General features: G+C 40.2%; 23 protein-coding genes. 6 read left to right on the top strand and 17 right to left on the bottom strand.

The features are described 5' to 3' along the window. The 11 genes from C5S62_RS07995 to C5S62_RS07945 all read right to left on the bottom strand — a co-directional run bounded on the left by C5S62_RS07995 (nucleotide 1) and on the right by C5S62_RS07945 (nucleotide 14391). Nucleotides 1–2997, bottom strand: a complete 2997-nt coding sequence (locus tag C5S62_RS07995) for an HNH endonuclease (RefSeq protein ID WP_190311571.1) — start codon at nucleotides 2995–2997, stop codon at nucleotides 1–3. Beyond that, nucleotides 2972–4726: a PHP domain-containing protein gene (locus tag C5S62_RS07990; protein WP_104404855.1), complete on the bottom strand. Its 1755-nt coding sequence runs from the start codon at nucleotides 4724–4726 to the stop codon at nucleotides 2972–2974. Before C5S62_RS07990 ends, C5S62_RS07995 begins: the two co-directional genes overlap by 26 nt. A 1-nt stretch (nucleotide 4727) precedes the next feature. Next, a complete protein-coding gene (locus tag C5S62_RS07985) occupies nucleotides 4728–5567 on the bottom strand; it encodes a toprim domain-containing protein (RefSeq protein WP_190311570.1) in 840 nt (279 codons plus the stop codon). A 225-nt stretch (nucleotides 5568–5792) separates the two neighbouring features. Next, the gene (locus C5S62_RS07980; RefSeq protein WP_223301186.1) at nucleotides 5793–6908 is read right to left on the bottom strand and encodes a DnaB-like helicase C-terminal domain-containing protein; all 1116 of its coding nucleotides are present in this window, start codon (nucleotides 6906–6908) and stop codon (nucleotides 5793–5795) included. 226 nt (nucleotides 6909–7134) lie between these two features. Continuing rightward, on the bottom strand, nucleotides 7135–7767 hold the full coding sequence (locus C5S62_RS07975) for a hypothetical protein (protein ID WP_133159543.1): 633 nt from the start codon (nucleotides 7765–7767) through the stop codon (nucleotides 7135–7137). Continuing rightward, entirely contained in the window at nucleotides 7700–8377 is a 678-nt protein-coding gene (locus C5S62_RS07970) for an RNA polymerase sigma factor (protein ID WP_104404851.1), read from the bottom strand. The genes C5S62_RS07975 and C5S62_RS07970 overlap by 68 nt, the downstream gene beginning before the upstream one ends. Before the next feature lie 54 nt (nucleotides 8378–8431). Beyond that, nucleotides 8432–8932 (bottom strand): crossover junction endodeoxyribonuclease RuvC, encoded by a 501-nt coding sequence (locus C5S62_RS07965; protein ID WP_104404850.1) that lies wholly within the window; start codon nucleotides 8930–8932, stop codon nucleotides 8432–8434. Nucleotides 8933–8938: 6 nt separating this feature from the next. Next, nucleotides 8939–11308 carry a hypothetical protein gene (locus C5S62_RS07960; RefSeq protein WP_104404849.1) on the bottom strand — a complete coding sequence of 790 codons (2370 nt, stop codon included), beginning with the start codon at nucleotides 11306–11308 and terminating at the stop codon, nucleotides 8939–8941. Nucleotides 11309–11310: 2 nt separating this feature from the next. After that, nucleotides 11311–12345 carry a metallophosphoesterase gene (locus C5S62_RS07955; protein ID WP_104404848.1) on the bottom strand — a complete coding sequence of 345 codons (1035 nt, stop codon included), beginning with the start codon at nucleotides 12343–12345 and terminating at the stop codon, nucleotides 11311–11313. A 98-nt stretch (nucleotides 12346–12443) separates the two neighbouring features. Continuing rightward, the gene (locus C5S62_RS07950) at nucleotides 12444–13901 is read right to left on the bottom strand and encodes a hypothetical protein (protein WP_104404847.1); all 1458 of its coding nucleotides are present in this window, start codon (nucleotides 13899–13901) and stop codon (nucleotides 12444–12446) included. After that, on the bottom strand, nucleotides 13867–14391 hold the full coding sequence (locus C5S62_RS07945) for a hypothetical protein (RefSeq protein ID WP_104404846.1): 525 nt from the start codon (nucleotides 14389–14391) through the stop codon (nucleotides 13867–13869). The genes C5S62_RS07950 and C5S62_RS07945 overlap by 35 nt, the downstream gene beginning before the upstream one ends. Nucleotides 14392–15403: 1012 nt before the next feature. On the opposite strand from C5S62_RS07945, the gene C5S62_RS07940 reads away from it, so the two are divergent. The 6 genes from C5S62_RS07940 (at nucleotide 15404) to C5S62_RS13280 (ending at nucleotide 20761) form a co-directional block, all read left to right on the top strand. Further along, on the top strand, nucleotides 15404–15604 hold the full coding sequence (locus C5S62_RS07940) for a hypothetical protein (RefSeq protein WP_104404845.1): 201 nt from the start codon (nucleotides 15404–15406) through the stop codon (nucleotides 15602–15604). After that, complete coding sequence (locus C5S62_RS07935) at nucleotides 15591–15986, top strand: hypothetical protein (protein WP_104404844.1); 396 nt, start codon at nucleotides 15591–15593, stop codon at nucleotides 15984–15986. The genes C5S62_RS07940 and C5S62_RS07935 overlap by 14 nt, the downstream gene beginning before the upstream one ends. Before the next feature lie 51 nt (nucleotides 15987–16037). Continuing rightward, nucleotides 16038–19307: an LAGLIDADG family homing endonuclease gene (locus C5S62_RS07930; RefSeq protein WP_104404843.1), complete on the top strand. Its 3270-nt coding sequence runs from the start codon at nucleotides 16038–16040 to the stop codon at nucleotides 19305–19307. Further along, complete coding sequence (locus C5S62_RS07925; RefSeq protein WP_223301185.1) at nucleotides 19283–19768, top strand: 4Fe-4S cluster-binding domain-containing protein; 486 nt, start codon at nucleotides 19283–19285, stop codon at nucleotides 19766–19768. The genes C5S62_RS07930 and C5S62_RS07925 overlap by 25 nt, the downstream gene beginning before the upstream one ends. 314 nt (nucleotides 19769–20082) lie before the next feature. Then, the gene (locus tag C5S62_RS07920; RefSeq protein WP_190311569.1) at nucleotides 20083–20445 is read left to right on the top strand and encodes a DUF4177 domain-containing protein; all 363 of its coding nucleotides are present in this window, start codon (nucleotides 20083–20085) and stop codon (nucleotides 20443–20445) included. A 4-nt stretch (nucleotides 20446–20449) separates the two neighbouring features. Beyond that, nucleotides 20450–20761 carry a hypothetical protein gene (locus C5S62_RS13280; protein ID WP_133159542.1) on the top strand — a complete coding sequence of 104 codons (312 nt, stop codon included), beginning with the start codon at nucleotides 20450–20452 and terminating at the stop codon, nucleotides 20759–20761. Nucleotides 20762–21093: 332 nt separating this feature from the next. Here the strand turns inward: C5S62_RS13280 and C5S62_RS07915 are convergent, their stop codons facing one another. The 6 genes from C5S62_RS07915 to C5S62_RS07890 form a co-directional block, all read right to left on the bottom strand. Further along, on the bottom strand, nucleotides 21094–21351 hold the full coding sequence (locus C5S62_RS07915; RefSeq protein ID WP_104404841.1) for a hypothetical protein: 258 nt from the start codon (nucleotides 21349–21351) through the stop codon (nucleotides 21094–21096). Between the two features lie 19 nt (nucleotides 21352–21370). Next, nucleotides 21371–22015, bottom strand: a complete 645-nt coding sequence (locus C5S62_RS07910) for a hypothetical protein (RefSeq protein WP_104404840.1) — start codon at nucleotides 22013–22015, stop codon at nucleotides 21371–21373. Next, on the bottom strand, nucleotides 22002–22958 hold the full coding sequence (locus tag C5S62_RS07905; protein WP_104404839.1) for a hypothetical protein: 957 nt from the start codon (nucleotides 22956–22958) through the stop codon (nucleotides 22002–22004). The genes C5S62_RS07910 and C5S62_RS07905 overlap by 14 nt, the downstream gene beginning before the upstream one ends. Next, nucleotides 22955–23626, bottom strand: coding sequence for a hypothetical protein (locus C5S62_RS07900; RefSeq protein ID WP_104404838.1), 672 nt, complete (start codon nucleotides 23624–23626; stop codon nucleotides 22955–22957). The genes C5S62_RS07905 and C5S62_RS07900 overlap by 4 nt, the downstream gene beginning before the upstream one ends. A 9-nt stretch (nucleotides 23627–23635) precedes the next feature. Continuing rightward, nucleotides 23636–23866, bottom strand: coding sequence for a hypothetical protein (locus tag C5S62_RS07895; protein ID WP_133159541.1), 231 nt, complete (start codon nucleotides 23864–23866; stop codon nucleotides 23636–23638). An 85-nt stretch (nucleotides 23867–23951) separates the two neighbouring features. Beyond that, nucleotides 23952–24359, bottom strand: a complete 408-nt coding sequence (locus tag C5S62_RS07890) for a hypothetical protein (protein ID WP_104404836.1) — start codon at nucleotides 24357–24359, stop codon at nucleotides 23952–23954. Nucleotides 24360–24368 lie beyond the last annotated feature (9 nt).

Genomic DNA, 24368 nt, shown 5'->3' with positions numbered 1-24368 from the left:
TCATATCAATTTTAAGAAAGAACTTTTACCAATCTGAAGCGTATTCTTTTCATCATAATCACTCCATTTGATATTGACCACAGCCACAATCATACGTCCTTCAGCTTTTCTCAATTCCTTTTTCCAAACATCCCAATCATCCCAGATGGTCAAAATGTTAGTCTCAGTATTCTGCTGAAGCTCTATCTTACCAAAATGCTTAGTTTCTCCAGTTCTTTTATCCTTATAAGATTTGTCAGTAACCGAACAAATTGCAGCACATATTACACCCTTTCTCACTTCATAGAAAAGATTGTTGAGGTCAGAGAACTCGATATACTTATATGCAGAAAGACTTTTTGGCTTCTCCATATTATCATATATGCGTCGATAATCAATAGTGCCATGACCCGATACGGCGATTTGCTGACGGCTCCACCAATAATGTTTATCACGCATTTCTTCTGGAATATCCTTTTCTGTCAACTTAAAGCCTAACAGTTCGGCCGCTCTTTCAAGCAACCCATATCGCTCAAGCACTGAACCAACATTCTCACATTGATCAAAAGCACCAGCGAATATTAAATTTCTGACGCTTCTTGCTGTAACCGGGCAACGCTCCCTGACCTCAGCCGTTCCATCATCTTCAAAACTTTTGAACTTGCTTTTGAAAATGCGCTTGATAAAATCTTCCATGTTAAAGAACTCTCCATATAAATTTCGTTCCTGAACAATGTACTTGACTGCTTTCGGACCAAGCTGCTTAATACGCGACAAAGACCAGTAAATCTTATTGTTCTTGAAGTCAGCAGTAAAATTTTCACCTGAGATATTAATATTCGGTTTCTCCAATTCAGTACCACCAACAGACTTTATTTCATTCATCAGAACAGCCATTTTATCCTCATCCTGGTCTCTTAATACTACTGTATAAAAAGCAGTAGGATAATATGTTTTAAGCCATGCGCCGACATAAGCCGTCAGCCCATAAGCTGTGGCATGAGAGTTGCAAGTAACCACCCCTTTACCGGTTAAGAAGGTATGGTAGGGATGCTCCATTTCTACATCATATACAGCAGTGTCACATAGATATTCGACAGATACCACCTGTACGACAGCAGTACCTAAACCCTTTCGTCCCATCTTTACTCGCCCCATTTCATAATGAGCTTTCTTATGACAGCTTGCGCAGAGTGTCCTGACGTTGGAATAATTCTCTCCGACATCAGAATGATCACCGTTTACATGATGAATCTCCAGACGCTTATCTCTACATCCACACTCTTCACAATAATCCTTTTTAAGATGACTCTCATAATACTCCAGCTTTGTATATTTGCTATCACGCTTTTGAAAGCCCTGACATCCCTTTTGAGCATTGATGCTATAGGATTCTACGTTATCATTTGAATGATAACGAGGATTATTCAATTCTCCTCTATCAGTGAACTTATAGGACGTATTTTCTTTAATCCACCCGACACGGATATACATAAAATCCTCTCCAGGAATCAATTCATCAGTACGTTTTTGACCATCAAGGGTTGGGTGTTTATGATTGTCGGTTACATCAATCGTACTGCCATTTGCAAGGGTGATGCGATATACTGGACGCACACCTTGATAACGGATATCCACAACTCGATTTACCACAAGCTTTTCATCCTCATTCAGAGACCAACATGTGCCATAACCAAATTTGCGATATTTGCTTCTGAGAGAAAGTCGCCCATTCGCTTTTGCCCATTCATAATCATTCATTGTACGCCACATATCGCCTATGTTAATCTTGGTACCACGTCCTTTTTCTTTATGACGCCCCCACAGATATTCATGTCCGGCTATACAAGCATTAAAAGAATACTTTGCAGCATCTTCCACGTTACTCCAAATCTGATCGGCAGCTTCTTTAGGGCAACCATTCTGTTTAGCTCCTGAGAAAAATTTTGCTTGGAATTTACGTACTTTCTCCAATTTCTTCTTACTCAGTGCCTTTACCAGATTTACACCATCACCAAGGCTCAATCCACCTACTTTTTGAGCAACACGAGAAATCTGCTCCTGATATACCATCTGAGCAAATGTGTCTTTCAGGATCTCATAAGTTCCCCATAAATATGTAGGTTCATATTCACCTCTTTTGGCACGAACATAATTATCAGCAGCACCCGAATCCAAAGGGCCCGGACGGAACAACGCTACAGATGCAATCAGGTCATTAATATTATCTGGTGCAAGTCGCTTAATGAATTTTGTAATACCCTCACCACTCATCTGGAACACACCCTGAGTATTGCCTTCACGAATAATCTGAAAGACTTTCTCATCGTTTAGGTACTTAGAGGCTATCTCCAAAATCGTATATTTCACTCCATATTCACTTGCAACCAGATTCAGTGTATCTGAAAGGCGAGTAAGTTCCTTAATGCCAAGTACGTCGTTTTTCAGAATACCAATGGCATCAATGTCATTACCTGAAATCTCAGACACGAGAAGATCACCCATCTTTCTGATAGGGAGCAAATCAAAACACTCGACACGTTCTCCTTTGACATACTCAGGAGTAATGATAAGCGCCGAAGCATGAATACCGGCAGAACGAGCCTGTCCCATAATAGGCACAATCTCCTCAAACACATCAGGATATTTCTGAATAAAATCCCTCATGCGTTTATCCGTATATGCCATTTTCATAAGCTCCGTCCACGACATATTATCATCCAGAATAGCCGTTAGATAATTGGTGGTAGCCTGTGGAATCTTATGTGTTCGAGCAACGTCCTTGATTGCGGACTTTATTTTTGCTGTCGTGAATGTGCCGGCAGAAAAGACCCTTTGCATCCCGTCCTTATTATATCGACGTTCCAAATAAGCCTTAACTTCTTCACGACGCTCTGCATTGAAGTCTGAATCAATATCAGGCAGAGAACCATGATTGCGTTTAACATACCCGTCACCGGCATAACAGTCAGATACAATCGTAGTATCATTCTTATGCTTTATGCTTGTTATCTTCATGCAGAAATTTAGTTGGTAAAGTGTGAAGTAAATCACAGTTATCAAACTGAATATCATCACCTTCTTGCAACTGGTCTGCATATACGGTAAGCTGCTCACCATTCCTGATGACCACTAACTCCGCATCTTTATCAAGCAAGAGTTTTTTATTGTCATCCAATACCAATTCAAAGTAATCGGATGACTGAATATCTTCTGCCATTACTGTTACTTTATCCGGCTCCAGACCGGCGCGCTCCGGCAGTAGGAAACGCTCAAAAATCAAGTCATATTTCAAAGGGTCAATGAAAGTGATACCCATGAGATAAAGAAGCAAACAGCCACCGGCAGAGCCTCGACCAATGCCTGTAAGAATACCATTTTCCTGAGCCCAGTTCAATTCATCTCTCTGAATCAAGAAGTAATCGACATTATCGGTGCTTTCAATAACATATTTCTCATATTCGACACGTTTACGATAGACTTCCTCCTGACCTTCAGGCACAAGTCTCTTAAAGCCATCTTCAATCAAGCTATGAAACATAGTCAAAGTATCTCCATACTTTGCTTGCTCTTGGGGGGTCATATCATACTTTGGAGCATAGTTATCGCTCAAATCATAAGCAGCTGAAGCATTTTCGATGATGTCGGCAGTTGCCTCACACATATCGTAAAAATCATCATCAGTGAAATTGTCTGAAAAAGCCTTACGAAACTCATCATACAGCTCATCAATAGTTTTCAAATACTGATAGAATGATTGATCATGTGCAGCTCCAGTATCAACCTTATTCAAGACAATTTTAGTACGCCAATCCTCTTTATCCAAATAATAAACATCCTGAATAAGTACCGGACGAATATTCATGGCATACTCCATATTGCCAAGATAGAAGCTGTCAAAATAAGCTTTCTGACTCTGAAGCAGAGCTGAATCAATTCGATCGGCACGATATTCTGTTACGTCAACCTGAAAATATACCCAGCCATCAAAAGCGTCTATAAAGTCCTGCAAAGCGTTTTTATTCTCAGCAAGCCAATGTCCTGACCATTTATCAAATACAAGCGTATTGCCTCCAGCAAGATTCAAGAGCGTGATTAAGTCAATCTCTTTGGTTTCCCAATTATCTACGGCTATAGCCTTTTGAATACGCAACATATTTCTGAATCCTTGCTGAGTAGCCGCATATATCTTTACTCCAACTTTATCATTGCCAATTTGCACAGTCAAAGCATAACCAAAACAATAGCGTAAATCTTTATCAGTAGCAGATTGCTGAAGATCAAGTGAAGCTGCCATTGTGTTTTTATCCGACACAGCCAGCCCCTTATATCCAAGAAATTTTGTCTTAGCACACCAATCCTTCAAAAGACCACTGCCATTCAGTAATTCATAACCGGAATGTATGCCTAACGGATAGTAATTGCACTGATGTTGAAACTTAGGACTGGCACCCACATATCGGAGAATCTTAAACTGCAAGTCAGCCTGATCTTTACGAATGTCGATATAATACCAACGACAACCAAAAGGAAATACAATATAGAAAATCTCATCAGCCAATAGATAAGAGTAATTTTCTATTGCATTGAAAACCACATCGCCTTCCTTGTTCAACTTAAAGATGTGCTCAAAATCCTCCTGAATCAGACATCTGCCAAATTCGGGAATAACTACCACATCCTTACGCAAGGAATATGTAATATTATGGTTTTCAAGCCATTCTTTTAATGATATTGCTGCTTCCATGTCATGTCAGGTTAAATTCTCTTATGGTTTTAAGATTGAAAGCAAAGACATCATAAATATCTTCGACATCCATCTCATCCCAGTCTTTACCCACTCCGTCTGGTATGTCTGCAATCAATACATCAAAGTATTTCTCCAGTTCCATACCGATACGTGATGTAGTTTCTTTGGCATCATTATCATAGCCAATTACAATTTGTTCTACACCTTTCTTTTGAAGTTTGAACATTTGCTCCTGACTGATCTTTTTGCCAAATGTTGCTACTGGAACGATAGACTTATTATCATACAATTCAAGTTTCCGGTTCAATCCTACGACATCAAACGGCCCCTCACACAGAATGACTGAGTGCGTCACCATTGGCTCTATTGCATCGTAGTTATACAGCATTTTGGCAAAACCATTGCCATTCCGCTCATCTGAATTTTTGTACCGGCGTATCTGATAATGATGTCGGGCATTGTAACTGTCGATCTCTTCCTTGCTCAGAATACTCCTTGCTACAAAGCCGACACGACGTCCTTCATCAAGCACTTCAAGAATGATATAATCCTGATACTCTCTTTCAATAGCACGATTTGTTCCGACAGGAAAATACTCATAATCATCAGTAATCCAGCCACGAGATTTGAGGTAAGTGTTTTTATAGCATCGTTTATAGCCTCTGGGCATAGTGATTTCAACGAGATCATCATCAATCTCATCATCAAACATAGCTGAAATGTCAGTATCATCGTCAAGTTCTGCGGTCTCAGTTGGTATTAAATCCTCACGACCAAGAGCTTTGAGAGTTTCTTTCAGAGAACCAAAACGCCTATTACAATGGTAGCAATTAGACATACCAAATCGCTTCTTGCCTACATTGTTACCAATGTATATTCCATATTTGAAACCGTCATGCCCACAGAAAGGACAATTCGGTACCAAAATATTCCTTCGAGAACCATCCAACTTGCCGCCTAAATCATACAGCAGCTCATCTGAAATGGATCGTTGTATTTCCGGTGTGATAATCATTGTGTAGTCCTGTCATAACACTGCTTTCATCAATTATCATAGCCAGTTTTAGGAATTGTCCTGTGGCAGATTCAAGGTTCTAACTCTGTCATAGAACACCTCATGCTCATAGTCCAGAGCAATCCTAAAAGGCTCACCTTTCTTACAGAATCTGAATTTATCAGCATACAGACGCATAGTGCTTTCTCGATATTCTTTCTTGCTTTGATTAAGCGAGATTAGATGGGTACATGGACGCTGAAGTCCTTTACATTCAGAAGTATTGAAGGCTGTAAGGACATTCTTCTCATCGTTGACCCAATCAGGATTTTCGATTGTAGCCTGATAGGTAACGACCAGCCAACCATCAATCTCTGCTGCCAAATCTTTTAAGTCCTGAGCAGTGGCGATACGTTTATGACGCAATGACTTGGCATCCCAGTTCCGACCTGAAGCATCTGTCAACAAATCAAGAGAATCCACAATCACAACATCAGGATATTTACCGAATTTCTCACGATATTTATCACAATCGGTTCTAATGTCAGTAGTAGATACCTCCTTGCCAAACTTAGGATATGCTTTCACCTTCAATGTGCCCTTATATGTGTCGAGCTGACTTTTCAAGTGTTCAAGCGTATGGTTATTGATTTTACCACTTTCATATTCATAGGTGGTAGTTCCACTCAACATTGCAGAATAGGCATCGGTTGTTTCAGAAGCAGCACCCTCCAGCTGAATATGAAGAACATCTAATCCACTGATGTAAGCTGCATTGTAGCCAATCCAACGGGCAATATGACTTTTGCCCACACCTGACATTGCCAGAAAAAGCGAAAGTTGAGTGCGAAGATTACGACCTTGATTCATCTCATCAAGACCATCTATATAAAAGCTGTTTACCGGTTTAGTCACGGGATTGTCATGGCGCACTTTATTCTCACGCAAACGCTCCTCATAAGTCTGAGCAATGTCGATGAACTCTTCAGGTTTCAGTGTGAACTGCTGCAATTTGACAGCTTCTTTGGTGAAAGACATCATTGCGGTAATGCGCTCTCCATCCTCATATTTCTTAGAAACCTCCTTAAAGATCTTCTTAAACTGCACTAATTTAAGGTACTCTTCAAATTGATCTCTGATACCATCGGGATTAACACTGGTAGCCACATCTCTGATTTCTTCCAAAAGCTCAGAAACTGCTCTTGAAGAAGATAATCTTTGGGATATAATACCATACTGGGGGGCTGTCTTATACTCATTGAAGTAACTTTTCAATGCTGTATTTAACAGCTGATACTGCTGATCCGGGAGAAATGAATCTTCCATATAACGGCTTACCACAGAACATATCTGATTGTTCGTGATAGCACAGTTATACAATTCCGCAAGGAACTCAGATGTCAAGACATTTTCATTTTTCTTTCCTGCCATGATAAACTTCTTTCCTGAACCGCATAAGTTCTGGGTACTTCTTCGCGGTCATCTTTCCACACTCTACCCAGTTATCACATCGCCCACAAGTTTCTGAAAGCGGGCTCCAGCCGGTAGTTGATTGCTGACATAAAGCTAAACCTGCATCAGTATTCAAAAACCGCTTCTTGATAGGCTCTTCTGATGGAAGATATATCATTTTCTTTAATGGATTTGGCTTCTGCTTCGCTATCATTGCGGTCAGTTGGCTCCTTGACAACTCAGCTTCATCCAACCATTGATTTATGTAATAGTTCATGCCAGACTTACCATCAGCACTGAGAAACTGGTTACGATATTTCTCTAATGCAGACTGCGAGAACAAGTAAGTGTGGCGCCATGATCCATTCGCAAGTGAGGTACGTTGACGATACAGCTGATATACCAGATAATCGACAATACGTTCATCATCTATGTCAGATACACCAAAAAGTCCTGGAAGCGACTGTAATCCAGTTTGGATATAAAGTGCAACCACGCCACTTTGAGTAAACTGCCATCGAGGATTAATCGTCCTCTTCACAACAGTCTCGATCATCTGCCGGACTTTTACGGTTTTTTCTTGTAATTCCATATTGTCTTAGTATATATTGCAGTTCTCGTCTTGCCCAATAAATTCGGCTTTTTACTATATCCTCACTTCGCTTTTCAAGATGCCCCAGTTTCCATTCCGCTGCGGTTATCTCCCTGATTTTGTGCCCCTGCACATACATCATAAAAGGAGATAAACGCTGCGGAGGAATCTTCATCAATGCCGCTAACATTTGGTCTGAGATATTGTCTATCAGATTTCCAAATCCAGCTTCAACAATCATACTATTGCCATGCTGATAGAGGTCATCCATCGAACACATTTCAATATCAGTCCAATGTTGTGCTTCCTCATATCGTTTTTTATTCTGATAAAAACAAGCTCGCTTGACAACGATGTGAAGCCATGTCATCAGCTTTTGTTCCGGGTTATACGAACCGATATAGTTGTACAACTGAGCAAGGCAGTAATTATAATTGTCATCGACATCTTGATAGTTGTCGGTATAGTGTTTTGTCAAGCTTTTAATATCCTTCAGATTAGGCATAACGTACTTATTAAAAAGACGTTCCTTTTCTTTAGGACTTAACTGTCGACATTTTGCAGTCGATTTGGTGGGTTTTCCGGGTTCTTTTGAGGCATTGGGTAACATTTGAGGAAGGGCTTAGGCAAAAGGTTCATAATCATCTTATTTTTAATGAGTTGATTAGAGCTTGTAGCGATGAATGAAATACATGTAGATGTGAAGAGCATCTGCAAGATTATCATCACCTTCCACATCAATGTGGTATCGCTTTTCTGCAAACTCAATCATCATCTTTTTGTCCGCATTGCCTTTCCCTGTGCCATGCTTCTTGATGTCAGATGGCTTGAAGGTGACAACTGGAATATCCAGCGTCTCACACACTTCCAACAAGATTCCACGAAATTCACACAGCTTTCGGAAGTCGATAAAATGCCCATAAACCACATCCTCTGCTGCTACAGCCTTGATTTTATGGGATGTGAGGACTTCTATTAACCAGTTACGGAAAGCCTTGTGTTGAGCATAATCCGGACCCAGATATTTGGGAGCTTTTTCGTTGTTAGGAAACGTCTTAGTGCCGTAATCGCCCAAAGTATAGTAACCACAATGAGTAGCCACATCAAAAGCCATTACATCACCACGCCCCAACTGTTGTACATATTCTTCAGTTAGTTTCTGCATAAGCTATTAGTTTGAAATTGTTGATATTCCTTGTTTTTTTACTATTAATAGCTTATGCGGGTACCCTTCTGAGACACCTCCTTGGGTGATCAATAATGCAGTCTGTCCGAGCTTATTTAATGCCTCACAGTATGTAGCCATACCCATCTCATCAGACTTATCCAGTAGCTCATCAATAATGATGAAATCAAGACCTTTACCATCCTCACAATTAGAGTTAGTTAAAGTGTGAAGTGACAAGATACAAGCAAGGTTCAATCGAGCTTTCTCACCACCGGAGAATTTATGATAAGACCCACAATCAATGCCATCTCGCATAACCTGAACAGAGATCTTATCTCTGAGCTTGCCGGTTTTAGTTACCGTGAATCCTTCCAGTTTCAATCGGATGTCAGAACCAATCTTTTCCAAGAAATCATTCACAATAAGAGACAGTGCATCAATCTTCTTGCGGGCAATATGGGATTTGAACATTGTAAAATGCACTTCCTGCTCTTTCAGAATATTATATTCCTTCTGAACATCAGCAGCTTTTTCTTCTGCTGCTTGCAAATCATTCTGATACTTCTCCAGAGAAGCTTTCAAAGATGCCGCAAAATCTGTTTCAGGGGCTTCTATCAATTCTCTTTTAGACTGCTGATACTGCGTCATTTGTCCTTGAATGAACTTAATAGAAGATGCTAACTGAGCCAAATAGTTATCGCCGTTCATGACACGACCCTCCAGTACGCCGGTAATCTCTCCGAAAAGACGATTACGCATAACCTCAATCTTGCCATTCAGTTTATCGACATCATTCTGAGCAGTGGTAAGCTTTTTCTGAAATGATGCTATAGTGCGTTCTATTTCATCAATTTCTCTGGATAGTGCTATCAATGCTGAATATTCAGTGTCAAGTGCGCCATAACGACCTTTAATTTGCTGATTAAGAGCTTCTATTTTCTCAGTTTTGGATTCGGCTTGTTCATCAATCTGATCAAATTTTTCATTCAGTTTCTGAACAGCGGTTTTCTTATCTTCCATTTCTGTCCGGTAACTGATAAGATTCGCACGAATTTCTTCAACAGTAACCTTATTGTCAAGGAAGAATTTATGTTCGCACTTAGGACAGATGACAACGCCATCCATCATTGCCGAATTATGCGCAATCAAAGCCGACAGCTCTGCCTGACGATTTTTATTAGCTTTAATCTGCTCTTCAATCTTATCAAGTTGCTGATCAATTTTAGCAACTTCCTGATTGATTTTCTCAATCAGTTGCTTATCTTTTTCAGTCAGCTCATTCTGCTCGTCATAATGAAGCTTATATTGCTCATTTTGCTGATTATATGCTAATCTACGTTTGCCAACCAGCTCATTCTGACTTTTGATTTTAGCTGTTATATCATCAATTTCAGCTTTAAGAGCGGCTAAATCTTTTTTGTATTGTTGAGACAATACATCATACTCATTGATCGTGCCCAACTCATGCTCCTGACACATCGCTTTAATTAGCTGATATGATTCCAATAGTGATGTGTCAGATGCCTCCAACGACACTATCTCTTTCTGAAGCTTCTGTAAGAGCTGAAGGCGTTTTTCACCTTTCTGTTTTTTATCTTCAGTAGCTTCAATATCCTCACGGCATTTTTGTATCTGCCCGTCCAGTCTGGATATACGTGCTTCTCGCTCTTGTTTTGCATTTACAGTTTTTTCATCAACAAGGTCAAGCTCATTTTCAATAGCAGCAATAGACCCTTTGACATTAATCACTTGATTGTTTGCCTCAGTCAATCGCTCGACAATAGGCTCTATGTCTGCTTGAACACGTGCTATACTTTCATCTATGATAATACCATTACTGAAACGATTGATAACCTCTTTTTTGTTCTTATCAGAACAATCAAAGAAACTTTCATACTTGTTATCGCAAAGGATGAAATTATTATAAATATCATCCTTAGAAAGCCCGATCTCATTAAGAATGAACTTATTGTAATCTGATACAGTGGGTTGAATGGTTTTATCCATTTCAATTTCCTCACCGGCACCATTATATTTATGGCACTCAATAGTCTGAGGCACATTACGGCTGATGGTACGCTCAATGGTGAAGCTGTTATCATTAAAATCATTATCAAGTCTCAGATAAACATAAGCTTCATCTGCATGATCATTAATGATTTCTTCAACGCTTTTAACCTTGCGAAGCTGCTCTCCAGTCAAAGCAAATGATATAGCTTCAATCAGAGAAGATTTACCTGAGCCATTGCAGGGCTGAGAAGCATTATCTTCATTTTTACCGAAGATAAGGGTTGCTACACCCTGAGTGATAGTTAAAGCTGCCTCATGAAAAGAGACAATATTTCGTATTTTGATTTCAGTTAATTTCCACATAGTTAGCCCTCCAGATATTTCATACCCAGTTTACTGTCGATTGAATTTTCATTGCAGTAGTTCTGATATTCCTTCTTTATACCTTGCTTGTCATATTTCTCTTGAATATCAGCAGCAGCGGATTCTTTAGGTAAATCAGTTTCAGCTACGACTTCTACCTTATGAAAGCCTAAGTCCATTAACTTTTGCTTATCAAAGAGTTTAGCCTGTCGCTCGTTGCATCTTACTTTTACCTTATAGCGATAGCGATCATCTATATCCAGAGTGTACTTGTCAACATTTTTGGCATCCAGTTCAATGGTCTGATATCTCATGTTAACTTCATTCTTGACAAACCCATAAGATCCATCGGCATACAAGATTGTATAACCCTTCTCTTCATCTTCACCAAAATTAGCCTGACGAGAAGAACCTATGTATTCGATGTTGGTTTTCTTGATTTTGACACGATTATGATAATGACCGCACACTACTGCTTTGAATCCCAGCAGAGGCTCTTGTGGAAGTTCACCGTCTATTTCAAAATCACCTAATGCACCATGTACTCCTTCATGGATGTACAGGATTATATCATTTTTCTTGAACTGAGGATACTGACTCGTCGTATCAGCTACAGCAATATCCAGCTTCTCCAAGAATGATCCGTTTTCCGGGAAATAGCTCATCAAAAGCAAACAAAAGTCACATCCTTCCCAGTATAAAGTCTTATGGGTATCAACAACATCAATACCTTTCAGACCAACCCATAAATGATTGTAGCCTTCAATAGCTTCCTGATCCGTTTTATCATGGTTGCCTTCGCCAATGGTAATATAGATACCCTGACGTACAGCTTCAGTAAGGGCTGCTTTTACAGCAAGTAAGGTTGCAAGAGTTTGTGATGCTCTGGAGGTAAACACATCACCTCCAATAACAATGTCTGCGATATTCTCACGTTTGCACACAGACAACATCTCCTTCCAGTTCTGATTGAACTCGGCGATATTATCTTTATTGACGTGTATATCGTTGATAAATAATGCAATCGCTTCTTTCATCTTTCCTGTCTGAATTATAGTTTAGAGAAAGAGAGGGCATGGGCACTGACCCAATGCCCTCTCGAACTACACAAATTATTGTTATCTAAAGACAGGAATTATCTAAGACGACGGGTATGAAGCCGACGAGCTGGAGCAGCTTCTGCCGGTTCTTCATCTTCGGCGGCTGCCGGTTCTTCAACAGTAGGTCCAGGAGCTGCTTCTGCTTCACTGCCCGGACGAGCACGACGGCGGCGAGGTTCTGGGGCTGCTGGAGCTTCTACAACAGGCTCTTCTGATGCCGCCTTTTCCTCTTCCGGCTCATTTTCAGGATCCTCTTCAGGTTCTTCTACCTTGGGTTTTGGAGCCCTACGACGTGCAGGAGCCGGTGCTGGCTCTTCTATTTCTTCTTTCTTAGGCTGAGAAGCTTGTGAATCCATCACTTCTTCGATTTCTTCAAGAAGCTGAAGGTTGTTCTTGGTACGCGAAATACGCACGTCAAGCCCCTTGTCCTCGATAAACTGACGGATTTTTTCACGAAGCTCCTGGTATTCTTCGGATTTTTCATTCAAGCCCTGATCGACAATAGCATCGTATTCGGCATACAGAGAATCCAGAGTAACTTCATCCTTGCCGTTATCCTTATTGGTAGCATTTGCAAGGTCAAAATGCGAAGTATCATCTGCGGACAGTTCGCCTTTGAGCTTTTCGACGATTTCCACGAAATCCGGCTCTTTGCAAACTTCCATTCCATGCTCCTGATCATACTGCTCCAGGAACACAAGAGTAGCTTCAAGCTGATAGCGGGTATAACGATAGAGTTGTTCCGGGATACGAGGAAGTTCCAGCAGCTTTTCAGCTTCTTCTTCCTTGATATCAACTGTCTTACGACCGATTTCTACCTTATATTCAGTCTTGTTATTTGTTGTAGTACGGATTACCTTAACTGGATAAGCATCGGTGAACCCACTAATAGGGCATGTCTCCTGACCTTCTTCACGAAGTTCTTTCCAGAGACGCATTTTTGCCGCATCAATGTCCTTATACTGGCTATGTGAGCATTGCCATAGCTGCGGACCTTTTGCACGTTCCTTATCACTGGAGACATCCAGTACCATGATTGCGTGCTGATAGTTCCAGCGAATACCGCCTTCATACGAAGAACTGGAAAGCAGCTTAACAAGATCGTTGTCATCTGCATACATCTCTTTGGCAATCTTAACATAGGCATCAAGAATGTCAACAGAATGTCCCACTTCTTTATCAGTGGTACGAATAACCGGGATACTGATTTTTTTAGTTTTACCTTTCTTGCTGGGAACCTTAATGCCCAGGAAGAACTGATGGACGGCATATTCATAGCCCTTACGATCCATCGGAAGGATATTGCCCTCATTGTCAAAACTTGGAGCCAGAGGCAATATACGGATTACATACTCGCCGTCCTCACCAATACGGAATCTGTCAACCTTGGGGGCGCCGGCTTCTTGTTTAGCTTTTTCTTCTGCTTCAGCAAAAGTAAGCTGAGTTTGCTGGAACGCTTCAAATGCGCTCAGTTTTCTTGTTTCTTCGCTCATCTTTAGATAATTTGCGCGAAGAGATAAAATTGCTCCAATCAACCTCTTGATTCAAGTAGGCTTGGCTATGCAGTTCCCGCATTTCCGGATCTTTAAGATCCTCCTGCCGAGGAACCTCAATGCCCCATTCCTTTAGGGCATATTCAACGACTTTCTCTATAACATCGTTGACATCACTTGCTTTCTCCGATTTTAGTTCGCAGTATTGAAACTGCCGGTTGTTTATTTTGACGGTATGAATCGGAGCGAACATATCCTCAAAATACTTGTAGAGAGCGGTAGTGCTGGGATGATCCGGTAACGAATCTGAAATGTATTTTAACACTACCGAGAAAAAATAGGAAAGATAGGGCAAATTCCTATTTCGAGTGTCATCACAAATGACAAAAAGATAATTGTCATTATCGGGCAGCTTTTCACAGGCTTTCTTAAACTCGTCTATCACGGTATGCCCAGCTACCTTCATTAGCTTACCTTTTCCTTTAATCATGTTTTCATATCGTTCATGCGATTGGTTTTAGATGTTGTTACTGTTACTTTCGCTGGCAAAGTTATAAAACATATCTGAACCCACAAAATATTTTTTGAAAAATTTTTATACCTGAACATCATTATTTCTTTAATACTATGGTTTGCAGTATATTAATGTATATTTTAATGTACAGTATTGTTGCCCTCACGCACACGCGAACATTATAATTGCAATATTGATGCAATATACTCAAATGTTAAAATCAATGGGTGTAATTAAATTTTCTACAAAAATATTTGCAGCATCCAAAATATTGCATTACCTTTGCATCGCAATGTTGGAAGTGACGATTCAGCAATGCGAAGATATGAAATATATTCGGATTGCTAAACGCATCCGTTCCTATATTGCAAATGCCCCGCAAATGATCGTCACTTCAGTTTGCGGGGCATTTTTATATACCCTTACTTCCTAACATTGTCTGGAAGCAGCTTTGAGTGTTTCAAGCAACAACCAGTATCAACTCAAACACCGTAGCGGGCCTTTAGCTTCCGTGACATGGCAATCTGGCACAACAACGATGCACAGATAGATGAAACCAAGCTAATGCAGAAAGCAGTCGTTGGTAAATAGAGAAAACACTCTTGGACGCATAATCCATAGGGAGCGGCAAATGATAATGCCAAGGCTTGATAAGCCGAGAGATAACTTCAAGAACACCTATGGTGCTGACGGCATATTCACAACCCACCGGGCACGTCTGAAACTCGCAGGGATATAGCGAGAGTCGCGGGGTAGGAATGAAGAACCGCATTATTCTTCATTAGGCAGATGCGACTTAAAATAAGATCTTGCCCTGTGCAACAGTATAACTGTACGCAATGAATTGCAATGCACAGCGAGTAGGGCGAAAACTTCAGTTTAACCCCCTATAAGGGGTAACTGTGTTCGTAAACTACCGCAATGAATATTTTTTTAGCGCACGCATGAGTGCAGGTGATGAAAGCAGTGTTTCATAAAAGACTACATTATGAAACAGCAAAAGCAAAATGTGCTAATCGTAGTTCTGTTGTTAGCACTTACATGGAGCATCATTCTGAACTGGCTTCAGGGTGAACAAGTAAGCAGACTTATGAAAGAAATGGAAGAGATGGAGTATGTGCAAACAGTTCTCTCTTCTCAGATTGATGAACTGGAACAAAAGGAGAAGGTCGAAGATGGAAACGAATAATCTCACTCTCGATCAGCTCCAGCACATGCAGCTTATCATAGAGAACCATAACATCAAAAAGGATTATCAGGCTATTGACGCGATCTTGCCAATGGCTTTGGTTTTAGTCAAATCAAAAATTCAAGATATTCATGATTCTCAAAATGAATCCCAGTTCTATGTTCCTAATCTGATAAATTATCTGCTTCATAGATTGAGCAACAACGAAGAGCCGCTTTCTAAGGAGGAATACCAATTCATGCGCGGGGAAGTTGCGCAACTATCTATGTCGGACTTCAAGCCCGCAAACTCAGATATAATGGGGTACCATCTTCAAGTTCTCACAGTTCAGGAGATTAGTGAAATGATACTTGCCCTTAAACATTTCTTCCAACTCATTTAGTCTATTATTGAGTACCAGGCAGGATAGTCTATCTGGTGCTAACTCATCATTATGGAAACAACCAATATTATCACCAAGGATGGCAAACCGGCAAAAGTTCCTGATGGAATGACTGTCGAGGAATGGCTAAATGGCGAGGAGCTTCCAATAACAATATGGAAGAATAAGTATCGTCAAGGTAATGAAACCTTTGAACAATGGCTGGAACGAGTTTCCGGCTCTAATCAGTGTATTAAAAATCTTATCCGTCAGCAGAAATTCATATTTGCCGGTCGTATTCTGTCAAACCGTGGAGTGACTGATAGAAAAATCACTTACAGTAACTGCTATTGTTTGACCCCTCCGGAAGATTCACTGGAGTCGATCTTTGAGGCTGGAGCCAAACTTGCAAGAACCTTCAGTTATGGGGGTGGATGTGGACTTGATGTCAGTAAGCTTCGCCCCAAAAACGCTCCGGTTAATAATGCCGCAAAAAGCACATCCGGCACAGTCAGCTTCATGGACTTGTATAGTTACATTACGGGGTTGATAGGACAAGAGGGGCGGCGTGGAGCCTTAATGATCAGCATCTCCTGTGAGCATCCGGATTTAATTGAATTTATCAATCTCAAATCTGACCTGGATGTTTGTACCAAGGCAAACATATCAGTTCGAGTAACTGATAAATTCATGAAAGCAGTAGAAGCCAATTCTGATTTTACTCTTCGCTTTACTATGGAAGATGGGTCAGAAATCACAAAGGTGATTAATGCTCGTGAAGTGTTCATGCTGCTTGCCAAACGTAATTGGGAAATGGGAGAACCCGGCATCTTGTATTGGGATCGTATTTCCAATTATAACCTGCTTCAAAATTCAGGATTCAAATATGCTGGTGTAAATCCGTGTGTAACCGGCGATACTCTTATTCTTACTAAGAATGGCTACGAACCTATAGCTACTCTTGTAGGACATAAATGTATAGTATGGAATGGCTATACGTGGTCTGAAGTGGAACCCAAACTGATGGATAAAGGCGCAAAAGTTTATGAAATATCTTTTAGTGACGGCACTTCTATCAAGTGTACTGATTATCACAAGTTCCCTATTAATACAGGCTCTTATCGTAAACCTGAAGATACTCGTAAACAGTTAAAAGACATAAAGATTGGAGATAAGCTCATTAAATGCTCTTTCCCTCTTGTCTTTGGTCCTTCCGAAGATTGTGGTGAATCCATGTACACTCAGGGCTTCTTCAGTGGAGATGGATTTGTCTGCACAGATAGAAATGCTTCGTACATCAAGTTTTATGATAATAAACGATGCTGTATTCCTTTTTGTGATATAAAAAATCAAAGAGGTGAAGATGCCACTTCAATCACTTACTCTGTCAATGTCCAACGCCCTAAAAATTTTGTGCCAAATGGCTCTTTTAGCTTGAAAGATAGACTGGATTGGTTAGCCGGCATCATTGATTCAGATGGATGCTTAAATTCTCAGGATGGAGCTATCTCAATTTCGAGTGTTAATCGTGATTTCCTTCTCAATATAAAGTATATGCTGAATACGCTTGGTGCAACAGGCGTAATTGCTTTAATGCACGAGGAAGGTGATCGTCCTCTCCCTGCCAGTGATAAAGCTACAACTCAGAAATATCATTGTCAAGACTCATACCGATTAACAATCAATGCTTCAAATGTGGTTACGTTAGGACTTCATGGATTGAAAACGCATCGAGTAACGGTAAGAACTTGTTGGCCCAATCGAAATGCTACGCGATTTATCAAAGTGGTGTCGATTACACCTTGTGGCAAAGAAGATGTATTCTGTTTCAATGAGCCCAAAAATCATACGTTTATTGCGAATGGTTGTATCACAGGCAACTGTGCTGAAGAGCCTCTGCCTGCCGGTGGCTCATGTCTGCTTGGTAGTCTTAATCTATCGAAGTTCATCAATAAGCCATTTACACATGATGCTCAGGTTGATTATCTGGCATTACAATCTGCTGTACAGTGTGCAGTCAAAGCCTTAAATGAAGTGCTTATGGAAGGACTGTTATTACATCCTCTTCAGGAGCAGCGTGATTCTGTTACAGGCTGGAGACAGATTGGATTAGGCACAATGGGATTAGGGGATGCCTTAATTATGTTAGGTCTGAAGTATGGCTCCCCTGAAGCATTAGTAGTAGTGGAAGAAATCTATCATCTTATTGCTACTAACGCCGTTCTCACATCTTTACAGCTGGCTAAGGAACATGGTGCTTTCCCTAATTGCACTCCAGAAATCAAAAAAGCCATTGTCGATTCAGACTTTATCAAGAATCTTCATTTGTCTGAAGAGGTAATGAATGAGATTTTGGAGTATGGGTTGTATAATTCACAGTTGCTTACTTGCGCCCCTACTGGCACAATCGGTACAATGCTTCAGGTAAGTACCGGTGTTGAGCCAAATTATGCTTTTTCATATAATCGTCGAACTGTTTCTCTAAATAAAGAGGAAACTGTTTATAAAGTAGATGCCAAGATTGTATCAGACTTCAAAAAAGCTACTGGCTCCACCACTCTGCCCGATTATTTCGTTTCCGCAAATGAAATCGGATATAAGGAGCGTATTAATATGCAAGCTCAGTTACAACTTTATATAGACGCATCTATAAGTTCCACCGTTAACCTTCCCAATCATACCACAATTAATGATGTAGCAAACCTATATCTTCTTGCTTGGAAGAAAGGGTTAAAGGGTATAACGATATGGCGTGACGGCTGTCAGAGACAAGCAATTCTATCAACCGATACAAAGGAGCTGGAGAATAATGCACCTACTAAAATCAAAAAAGCATCTGATGATTGTATCGGTCGTAAACGTACACTTATTACTGGCTGTGGTACTCTTCATCTAACCGCTTTCTTTGACCGTCACACCGGACAGCTGCTGGAAACCTACTTTAGCAAGGGTTCTCAGGGTGGTTGCGCTTTGTTTATGGTGGGACTGTCACGCATGGTATCGTTAGCTGCAAGAGGCAATATTGCGATAGAAGATATTGTCGATCAGCTGAAGAGCGCCGGCACATGTCCTTCTTATGCAGTCCGTAAAGCCACTAAGAATGATACATCGAAAGGTTCATCCTGTCCTGTAGCGATTGGGTATGCACTTACTGAGATGTATAATGAGCTTCAAAAAGAATTGAAACTTAATAATCAGACTACTTCAGTTGTGGATAATATAAAATCCGATGCTAAGACTGAAGATGTGGCAAATCCCAGATGTCCTAAATGCGGTGAAGAGTTGAGCATGTCTGAAGGCTGTATGACCTGTTCTTCATGTGGATATTCCAAATGCAATTAATAGTGCTGAGGTATCAAGACGCTATAGTAAAATCACAGGAGATACCCAATGAGGTGTCTCTTGTGATTTACATATCTGGTTGTCCCTTCAGATGTAAAGGTTGTAAGACTCCTAAACTTCAAGAAAATCAAGGAGAAGAACTGACTAAAGAGGTTGTGAATATGTTCCTTGATTCATTAGGAGATGATATAACCTGTATCATTTTTATGGGTGGTGATATTGCTCCTGATGAAGTAAATGAGCTTGCCGGGCATGTTAGAAAATACTACCCATATCTAAAAATAGGATGGTATAGTGGTGATGAGACTATCTCGGTGTTCACTGAATACCAGAATTTTGATTATTTGAAATTTGGCCCCTACATTAAGAAGTTGGGAGATCTTAAATCACCAAAAACCAATCAACGATTATACCGGGTAGAAGGTGAATATCTGAGAGACATCACCAAATCTCTGAGATAGTTCTAAAGCATAGCGTCTGATTTTTAGGATGCTGTGCTTTTTATTTTGTGCGAGGCAAGTTTTTTAGTAATTTTGTAGCGTTTCCTTTACCTTGAGTATGGGGAATGACATAAGAGCCTAATTCGCGTCGAAATCACCACCTCTGATAAGAAGAAGGCTTTGCTCTATATTAGGCAGGTCTGCGCATAGCGTAGGGTCTGCCTTATAGAGCATGGTTTGTGGTGAACCACGACGCGAAGGGCAATGACTCTACGCTTTTCGCTTTGGTCATTGTTATTTTGAAACAATGTAAGTAAAACAAATTCAAAATGACTATGAAACAGTTGATATTCTTTTTCTTAATGGCATTATCATTTGCCAGCTGTAAAACCGATACAGCTAATCAAGCTATACAACAATGGGAATATAAAATTGTTACATTTACAGGCTCTAAGCTCCCTACGGTATATAGTCCTAATGATAAAGCTGCTCTTACTACCCTGAGCGATTCTCAGTCATTGTACTTTCCTGAAACAACCGCGATTCCCAATTCTCTCAATCTTTATGGTAAAGAAGGTTGGGAATTGGTCAATGTTTATACGACCCAGGAAACGGTATTTCCTCAGTCGGAAGATGGTGGAAACACTCGCACCAATACAATTAATTTTGTGTTTAAGAGACCGGTTCAGGAGCAATAATTCTGTGGCAAAATCTAAAAAGAAAGCGCGGCAGAAGAAAATCCCAGACATAAAATGCCGGCTTTGTGGTGAGACAATACAATTAACTAAGTGGAGAAAACATTTAGAGTATTGTCATAATGTAGGTGATAACCCACGGATGCGTGATTTTTACATCGGAAGTAAATCAGATTTAGATAAAGCCCAAAGAGAATGGTATAATCCAAATAAAAAATCAAAAATACAATCTGATTGTCCTTGCGGTACTGTTGTCAGTGGACCGCCTAAAGTGAAAATTATTTATAATTCAATATTTTCAAATAGGAAAAAATTTTAAGAAAGATGCACCGGGCAATTCACTCGGTGCATCTTTTTATAGCTTCATATACATGAAAGCTATTTCGGGCAAAGTAACATGCGTCTTTAAGCGTCCATCCAGTAGGGCGTAGTGGTTTTAATCCAAAACGTCGATATGCTATTAGAGCGCGTCTAAAACGAGCTGTTCTGAAAGCCGGATTATCGCTATGGAGGGCGATTGTTTCTATGATATTATAGCTAATACCTTGATGTCTGCCAACCATTTTCATTGCCTGATAATACTCAATTAAAAGACAATATTGCAATGGCGCATAAACATATAGAAAATGTCCTACCTGAGTTTCGATAAACTTAAATCGTTTCTTCCGGCTGATAGCTTTCGGGCCTCGTTTCTTTTTTAGTTTTCGTCTTTTTTTGCGAAGGGGCTTTTTCTGAGGCTTTTGTAATAGCTTCTCCTTCTCCCCCTCTCTGAACTTGATTTCCAACATTGGCTTCATGGGTTATTATTGGCGAGGTAGTCGCTATTCCCGGCTCTTCCTTCACCTGGGTTTCTTGCTTCTTGAGGCTGGTCTGATGAGCATAGTCGCTCTTGTAATTAAACACTTTCATAATCTATTGGTTATATTGATTAATATTCTGTATCAGCGACAATTATGTTGATTTTGTTGAAGTTAATCATAAACTTAGACATAATGTTTCTGATGTCTCGTTCATAATCTTCATGATTGTAATTGACTGTATCAATTATTGCGGGAGCATATACATTGGTCTGATCAATGGATTCCAGATAAGCATCGTTGTATTTTTTGCCATTGTTTTCATTATCCCAAAGCAAAGCATTGTTCCATAACATTCTGTTTTCCCATAAACCTGTATTGATGCAAGTAAGGTTCATGTTCATGTTGACTAACGGTTCTGTGTCGATAAACCAACGCAGGGAATTATCCCAGTGCAAACCGTTTCTCCAGATATCACTACTGAAACAAGATACTGATTCATTGATACCCTGGGTGATAAAGAAAGTATCATTTTCATTCTGGAAATGTGATTTAAGACGATATTTCAGATACCATTCAAGAGATGATTTTTGAGCTGTCACCTGGCACTCTATGAATTTCTGAAGCCCCCATATCTTAAATCTATTGTGTGCAGATGCGATGGGGCTGAGGATTGCCTGAAGGAGCAAGGAGATTTTCTTTCCCCTTGCCCAAAATGGCAATAGCCTGCCTATTAGCTTTGCGTTGTCAATATTTGTAAAGTCAATGTTTATCATCTTGTTCTTCTTCCAGGGATGCAAAATATTCGTCCATTTTTGATGCCGGAACCAACGTCAGATTATCACTGTTGATAGTCATTACTGAATTGATGTCGAGTAAACGGATGTAACCACTTTTGAGCCTTGTACGACTTATCAGTTCAATCGGCTCATCATATTTACGATCAGTGGTATTGTATGAGCTTATATAGATGCGGATGTTGTTACTGATGTCAGTGATATGTTCAGTTTTTCTGATTACATCTAATACCGATTGATAATAAAACATTCCATTAAATTCCATTTCATTGGCAAAATCTATCATTGCTTGTTGCAATTCAGATAGAGCTTGTGCAGCTGTCACATAGCTGTCATTATAAAAAATGGGATTTTGTTTATCGGCAACAATGGTTACAATATCGCCCGGCGAACTTTCACAATAGATGTCAGCCCCTACAAATTTGATTTGCTGAATGAACATTCTGAAAGCTGTAAGCTCATAATCGTTAAGCTGCATGTATGGAATACCATTGTTGACTTCATTTGAATTATCATTCGCTTTACATACTTTAAGTGTCAACGCTCTATCATCAGTTTGCCATGCAGCCTTTTCAATGATTCTATGAGAGGTATCTGGTTGAACATACTCAATCTTCATGGTATCTTCATTGAACCTCATTTCATCACCGGTTTCAGTGACGCTGTTATACTGAAATTTTCGTGCCATGATAGCATACCATTCAGGTGTGCCATTGATACGACCATTGAGAACTTCAGCTATTCTAACCTGAAACAAATCCAGAATAGCTTCATAAGTATGGATACAGACAGCAACAACATAAGTCAGCAAATTGATCATACTGAGTTTGCTGTTGCTGCGCCCGGTGTTTAGCTCTGTCAGTTGTAAATAATTATTTCTGGTGCTGACGGCTTCTGAATATATTTGACTTACACTTCTCATTGCGTTATAATAAGTTTATTTAAGTCCTCAATTTTTAAGTCTGATAGGAAGGTATCTGCATAAATGGTTCCCAGTGGATAATACACACCGTTCAACTCCCGAAGATCAAGTTTTTCAAATTCAAAATCTCCATAAAGAGTTATGATATGCTCACCATTGCCTTTGTAACAATGCTCTACCTCTAACTCTTCTTCCCCTTCAACAATTTGTGGGGTGCTGTAATCCCCCCATTCCACAATCATGTGTTTTTCAGGTTTTAACTTAACAATCATATTAGATGTCTGACCTTGCTGATGAACAACCAAACGTGGGGTATAAAGAGATTCCCAGTACATGTTTTGCTCATCTGATGACATGAGTGAAAGAGAGTTATATAAATTTGAATGATATAATTGAATATGATTCTTGATAAAGCTTTCTACATCAAGATAATTGTAGATATGTTCTCCATTTTTAACAAGTACATTATTGTCCTTCAGCCAGATTACTATGTTTTTATTGATAACAAACTCTTCATGGTAATTAAGCACCATCCCATAGGTCAGAGGCGTCTCCATGTTGAGCCAGCTGTTACTTGTCAACAGGTCAAAAATACCTTCGACACTGCCATAAAGAGTCATGGCTACGTCATAAATGTTTTGTCCGCTTCGGACCTGATATTGTGCCATTATACTTGATTAATGCTTTTGAGTGAATTTTGCCGTAGCAGTCATGCCGGCACCTATGCCAATAAGATATGGATATATTGTTTCCCACCATTCGGGGATAGTTGCTCCGCCAGAAGTCAATGACATCTGTATAGCAAGTGCGATAGCGGCAACACTGGTTCCAATACCCATAATCCATTGAAAAAATATGGGCATCTGAGCTTTCCAGCGCTCTTTCATTGTGGAAAATATTTTTTTCATTGCGATTCTGATGTTGGTTTATTATTGAACAAAAGCCGTCCAAGGACAGAATATATCCAAGGACGGCCCGAGTTTTGCCGGTTAATTACGCTTCAGTGATACCCATCACTTCCTTGGCGACAGCCTTGCACTTATTGCGCCATGCCTGATAAGCCTCGTATTCGGTGGTATATTCTGCTGCCTTAGCTTCAGAAATCTCCTGAGTACGAGCGGTCAGGAAGTTGGCGGTAATTGCCTCAGACTGATCAGCGTTGTATTTACGCTTGATAAGGGCTGCAAGCAGCTGGGGATAAGTGATCGGCAGTTCGAGAGCTACGGTCTCATCTTCTACGGTCACTACGGCACATTCACCGATTTTCTTAACGTGATTACCATAGAGATCCTGGTTCTTGAGGGCTTCCATTTCGGCAAGCTGCTCAGGTGACATGAGGTGCTCTTCGGGGGCGATAACCTCCTGCTCTTCGGGGACTGTGTTGTTGTTAATCTGATCCATGTTCGGACT

Origin of the sequence: Prevotella sp. MGM2 (genome assembly GCF_002933955.1) — a bacterium.
In the GTDB taxonomy this organism is placed as follows: Bacteria; Bacteroidota; Bacteroidia; order Bacteroidales; family Bacteroidaceae; genus Alloprevotella.
Note: the sequence above shows the minus strand (reverse complement) of the source record. Positions and strands in the feature narration are given on the sequence as shown.

Excerpts from the sequence above, each read along its gene's own strand:
- C5S62_RS07995 (WP_190311571.1), bottom strand. The coding sequence starts at position 2,997 with ATGAAGATAACAAGCATAAAGCATAAGAATGATACTACGATTGTATCT.
- C5S62_RS07990 (WP_104404855.1), bottom strand. The coding sequence starts at position 4,726 with ATGGAAGCAGCAATATCATTAAAAGAATGGCTTGAAAACCATAATATT.
- C5S62_RS07985 (WP_190311570.1), bottom strand. The coding sequence starts at position 5,567 with ATGTCTAATTGCTACCATTGTAATAGGCGTTTTGGTTCTCTGAAAGAA.
- C5S62_RS07975 (WP_133159543.1), bottom strand. The coding sequence starts at position 7,767 with ATGGAATTACAAGAAAAAACCGTAAAAGTCCGGCAGATGATCGAGACT.
- C5S62_RS07970 (WP_104404851.1), bottom strand. The coding sequence starts at position 8,377 with ATGTTACCCAATGCCTCAAAAGAACCCGGAAAACCCACCAAATCGACT.
- C5S62_RS07965 (WP_104404850.1), bottom strand. The coding sequence starts at position 8,932 with ATGCAGAAACTAACTGAAGAATATGTACAACAGTTGGGGCGTGGTGAT.
- C5S62_RS07960 (WP_104404849.1), bottom strand. The coding sequence starts at position 11,308 with ATGTGGAAATTAACTGAAATCAAAATACGAAATATTGTCTCTTTTCAT.
- C5S62_RS07955 (WP_104404848.1), bottom strand. The coding sequence starts at position 12,345 with ATGAAAGAAGCGATTGCATTATTTATCAACGATATACACGTCAATAAA.
- C5S62_RS07950 (WP_104404847.1), bottom strand. The coding sequence starts at position 13,901 with ATGAGCGAAGAAACAAGAAAACTGAGCGCATTTGAAGCGTTCCAGCAA.
- C5S62_RS07945 (WP_104404846.1), bottom strand. The coding sequence starts at position 14,391 with ATGATTAAAGGAAAAGGTAAGCTAATGAAGGTAGCTGGGCATACCGTG.
- C5S62_RS07940 (WP_104404845.1), top strand. The coding sequence starts at position 15,404 with ATGAAACAGCAAAAGCAAAATGTGCTAATCGTAGTTCTGTTGTTAGCA.
- C5S62_RS07935 (WP_104404844.1), top strand. The coding sequence starts at position 15,591 with ATGGAAACGAATAATCTCACTCTCGATCAGCTCCAGCACATGCAGCTT.
- C5S62_RS07930 (WP_104404843.1), top strand. The coding sequence starts at position 16,038 with ATGGAAACAACCAATATTATCACCAAGGATGGCAAACCGGCAAAAGTT.
- C5S62_RS07925 (WP_223301185.1), top strand. The coding sequence starts at position 19,283 with ATGTGGATATTCCAAATGCAATTAATAGTGCTGAGGTATCAAGACGCT.
- C5S62_RS07920 (WP_190311569.1), top strand. The coding sequence starts at position 20,083 with ATGAAACAGTTGATATTCTTTTTCTTAATGGCATTATCATTTGCCAGC.
- C5S62_RS07915 (WP_104404841.1), bottom strand. The coding sequence starts at position 21,351 with ATGAAAGTGTTTAATTACAAGAGCGACTATGCTCATCAGACCAGCCTC.
- C5S62_RS07910 (WP_104404840.1), bottom strand. The coding sequence starts at position 22,015 with ATGATAAACATTGACTTTACAAATATTGACAACGCAAAGCTAATAGGC.
- C5S62_RS07905 (WP_104404839.1), bottom strand. The coding sequence starts at position 22,958 with ATGAGAAGTGTAAGTCAAATATATTCAGAAGCCGTCAGCACCAGAAAT.
- C5S62_RS07900 (WP_104404838.1), bottom strand. The coding sequence starts at position 23,626 with ATGGCACAATATCAGGTCCGAAGCGGACAAAACATTTATGACGTAGCC.
- C5S62_RS07895 (WP_133159541.1), bottom strand. The coding sequence starts at position 23,866 with ATGAAAAAAATATTTTCCACAATGAAAGAGCGCTGGAAAGCTCAGATG.
- C5S62_RS07890 (WP_104404836.1), bottom strand. The coding sequence starts at position 24,359 with ATGGATCAGATTAACAACAACACAGTCCCCGAAGAGCAGGAGGTTATC.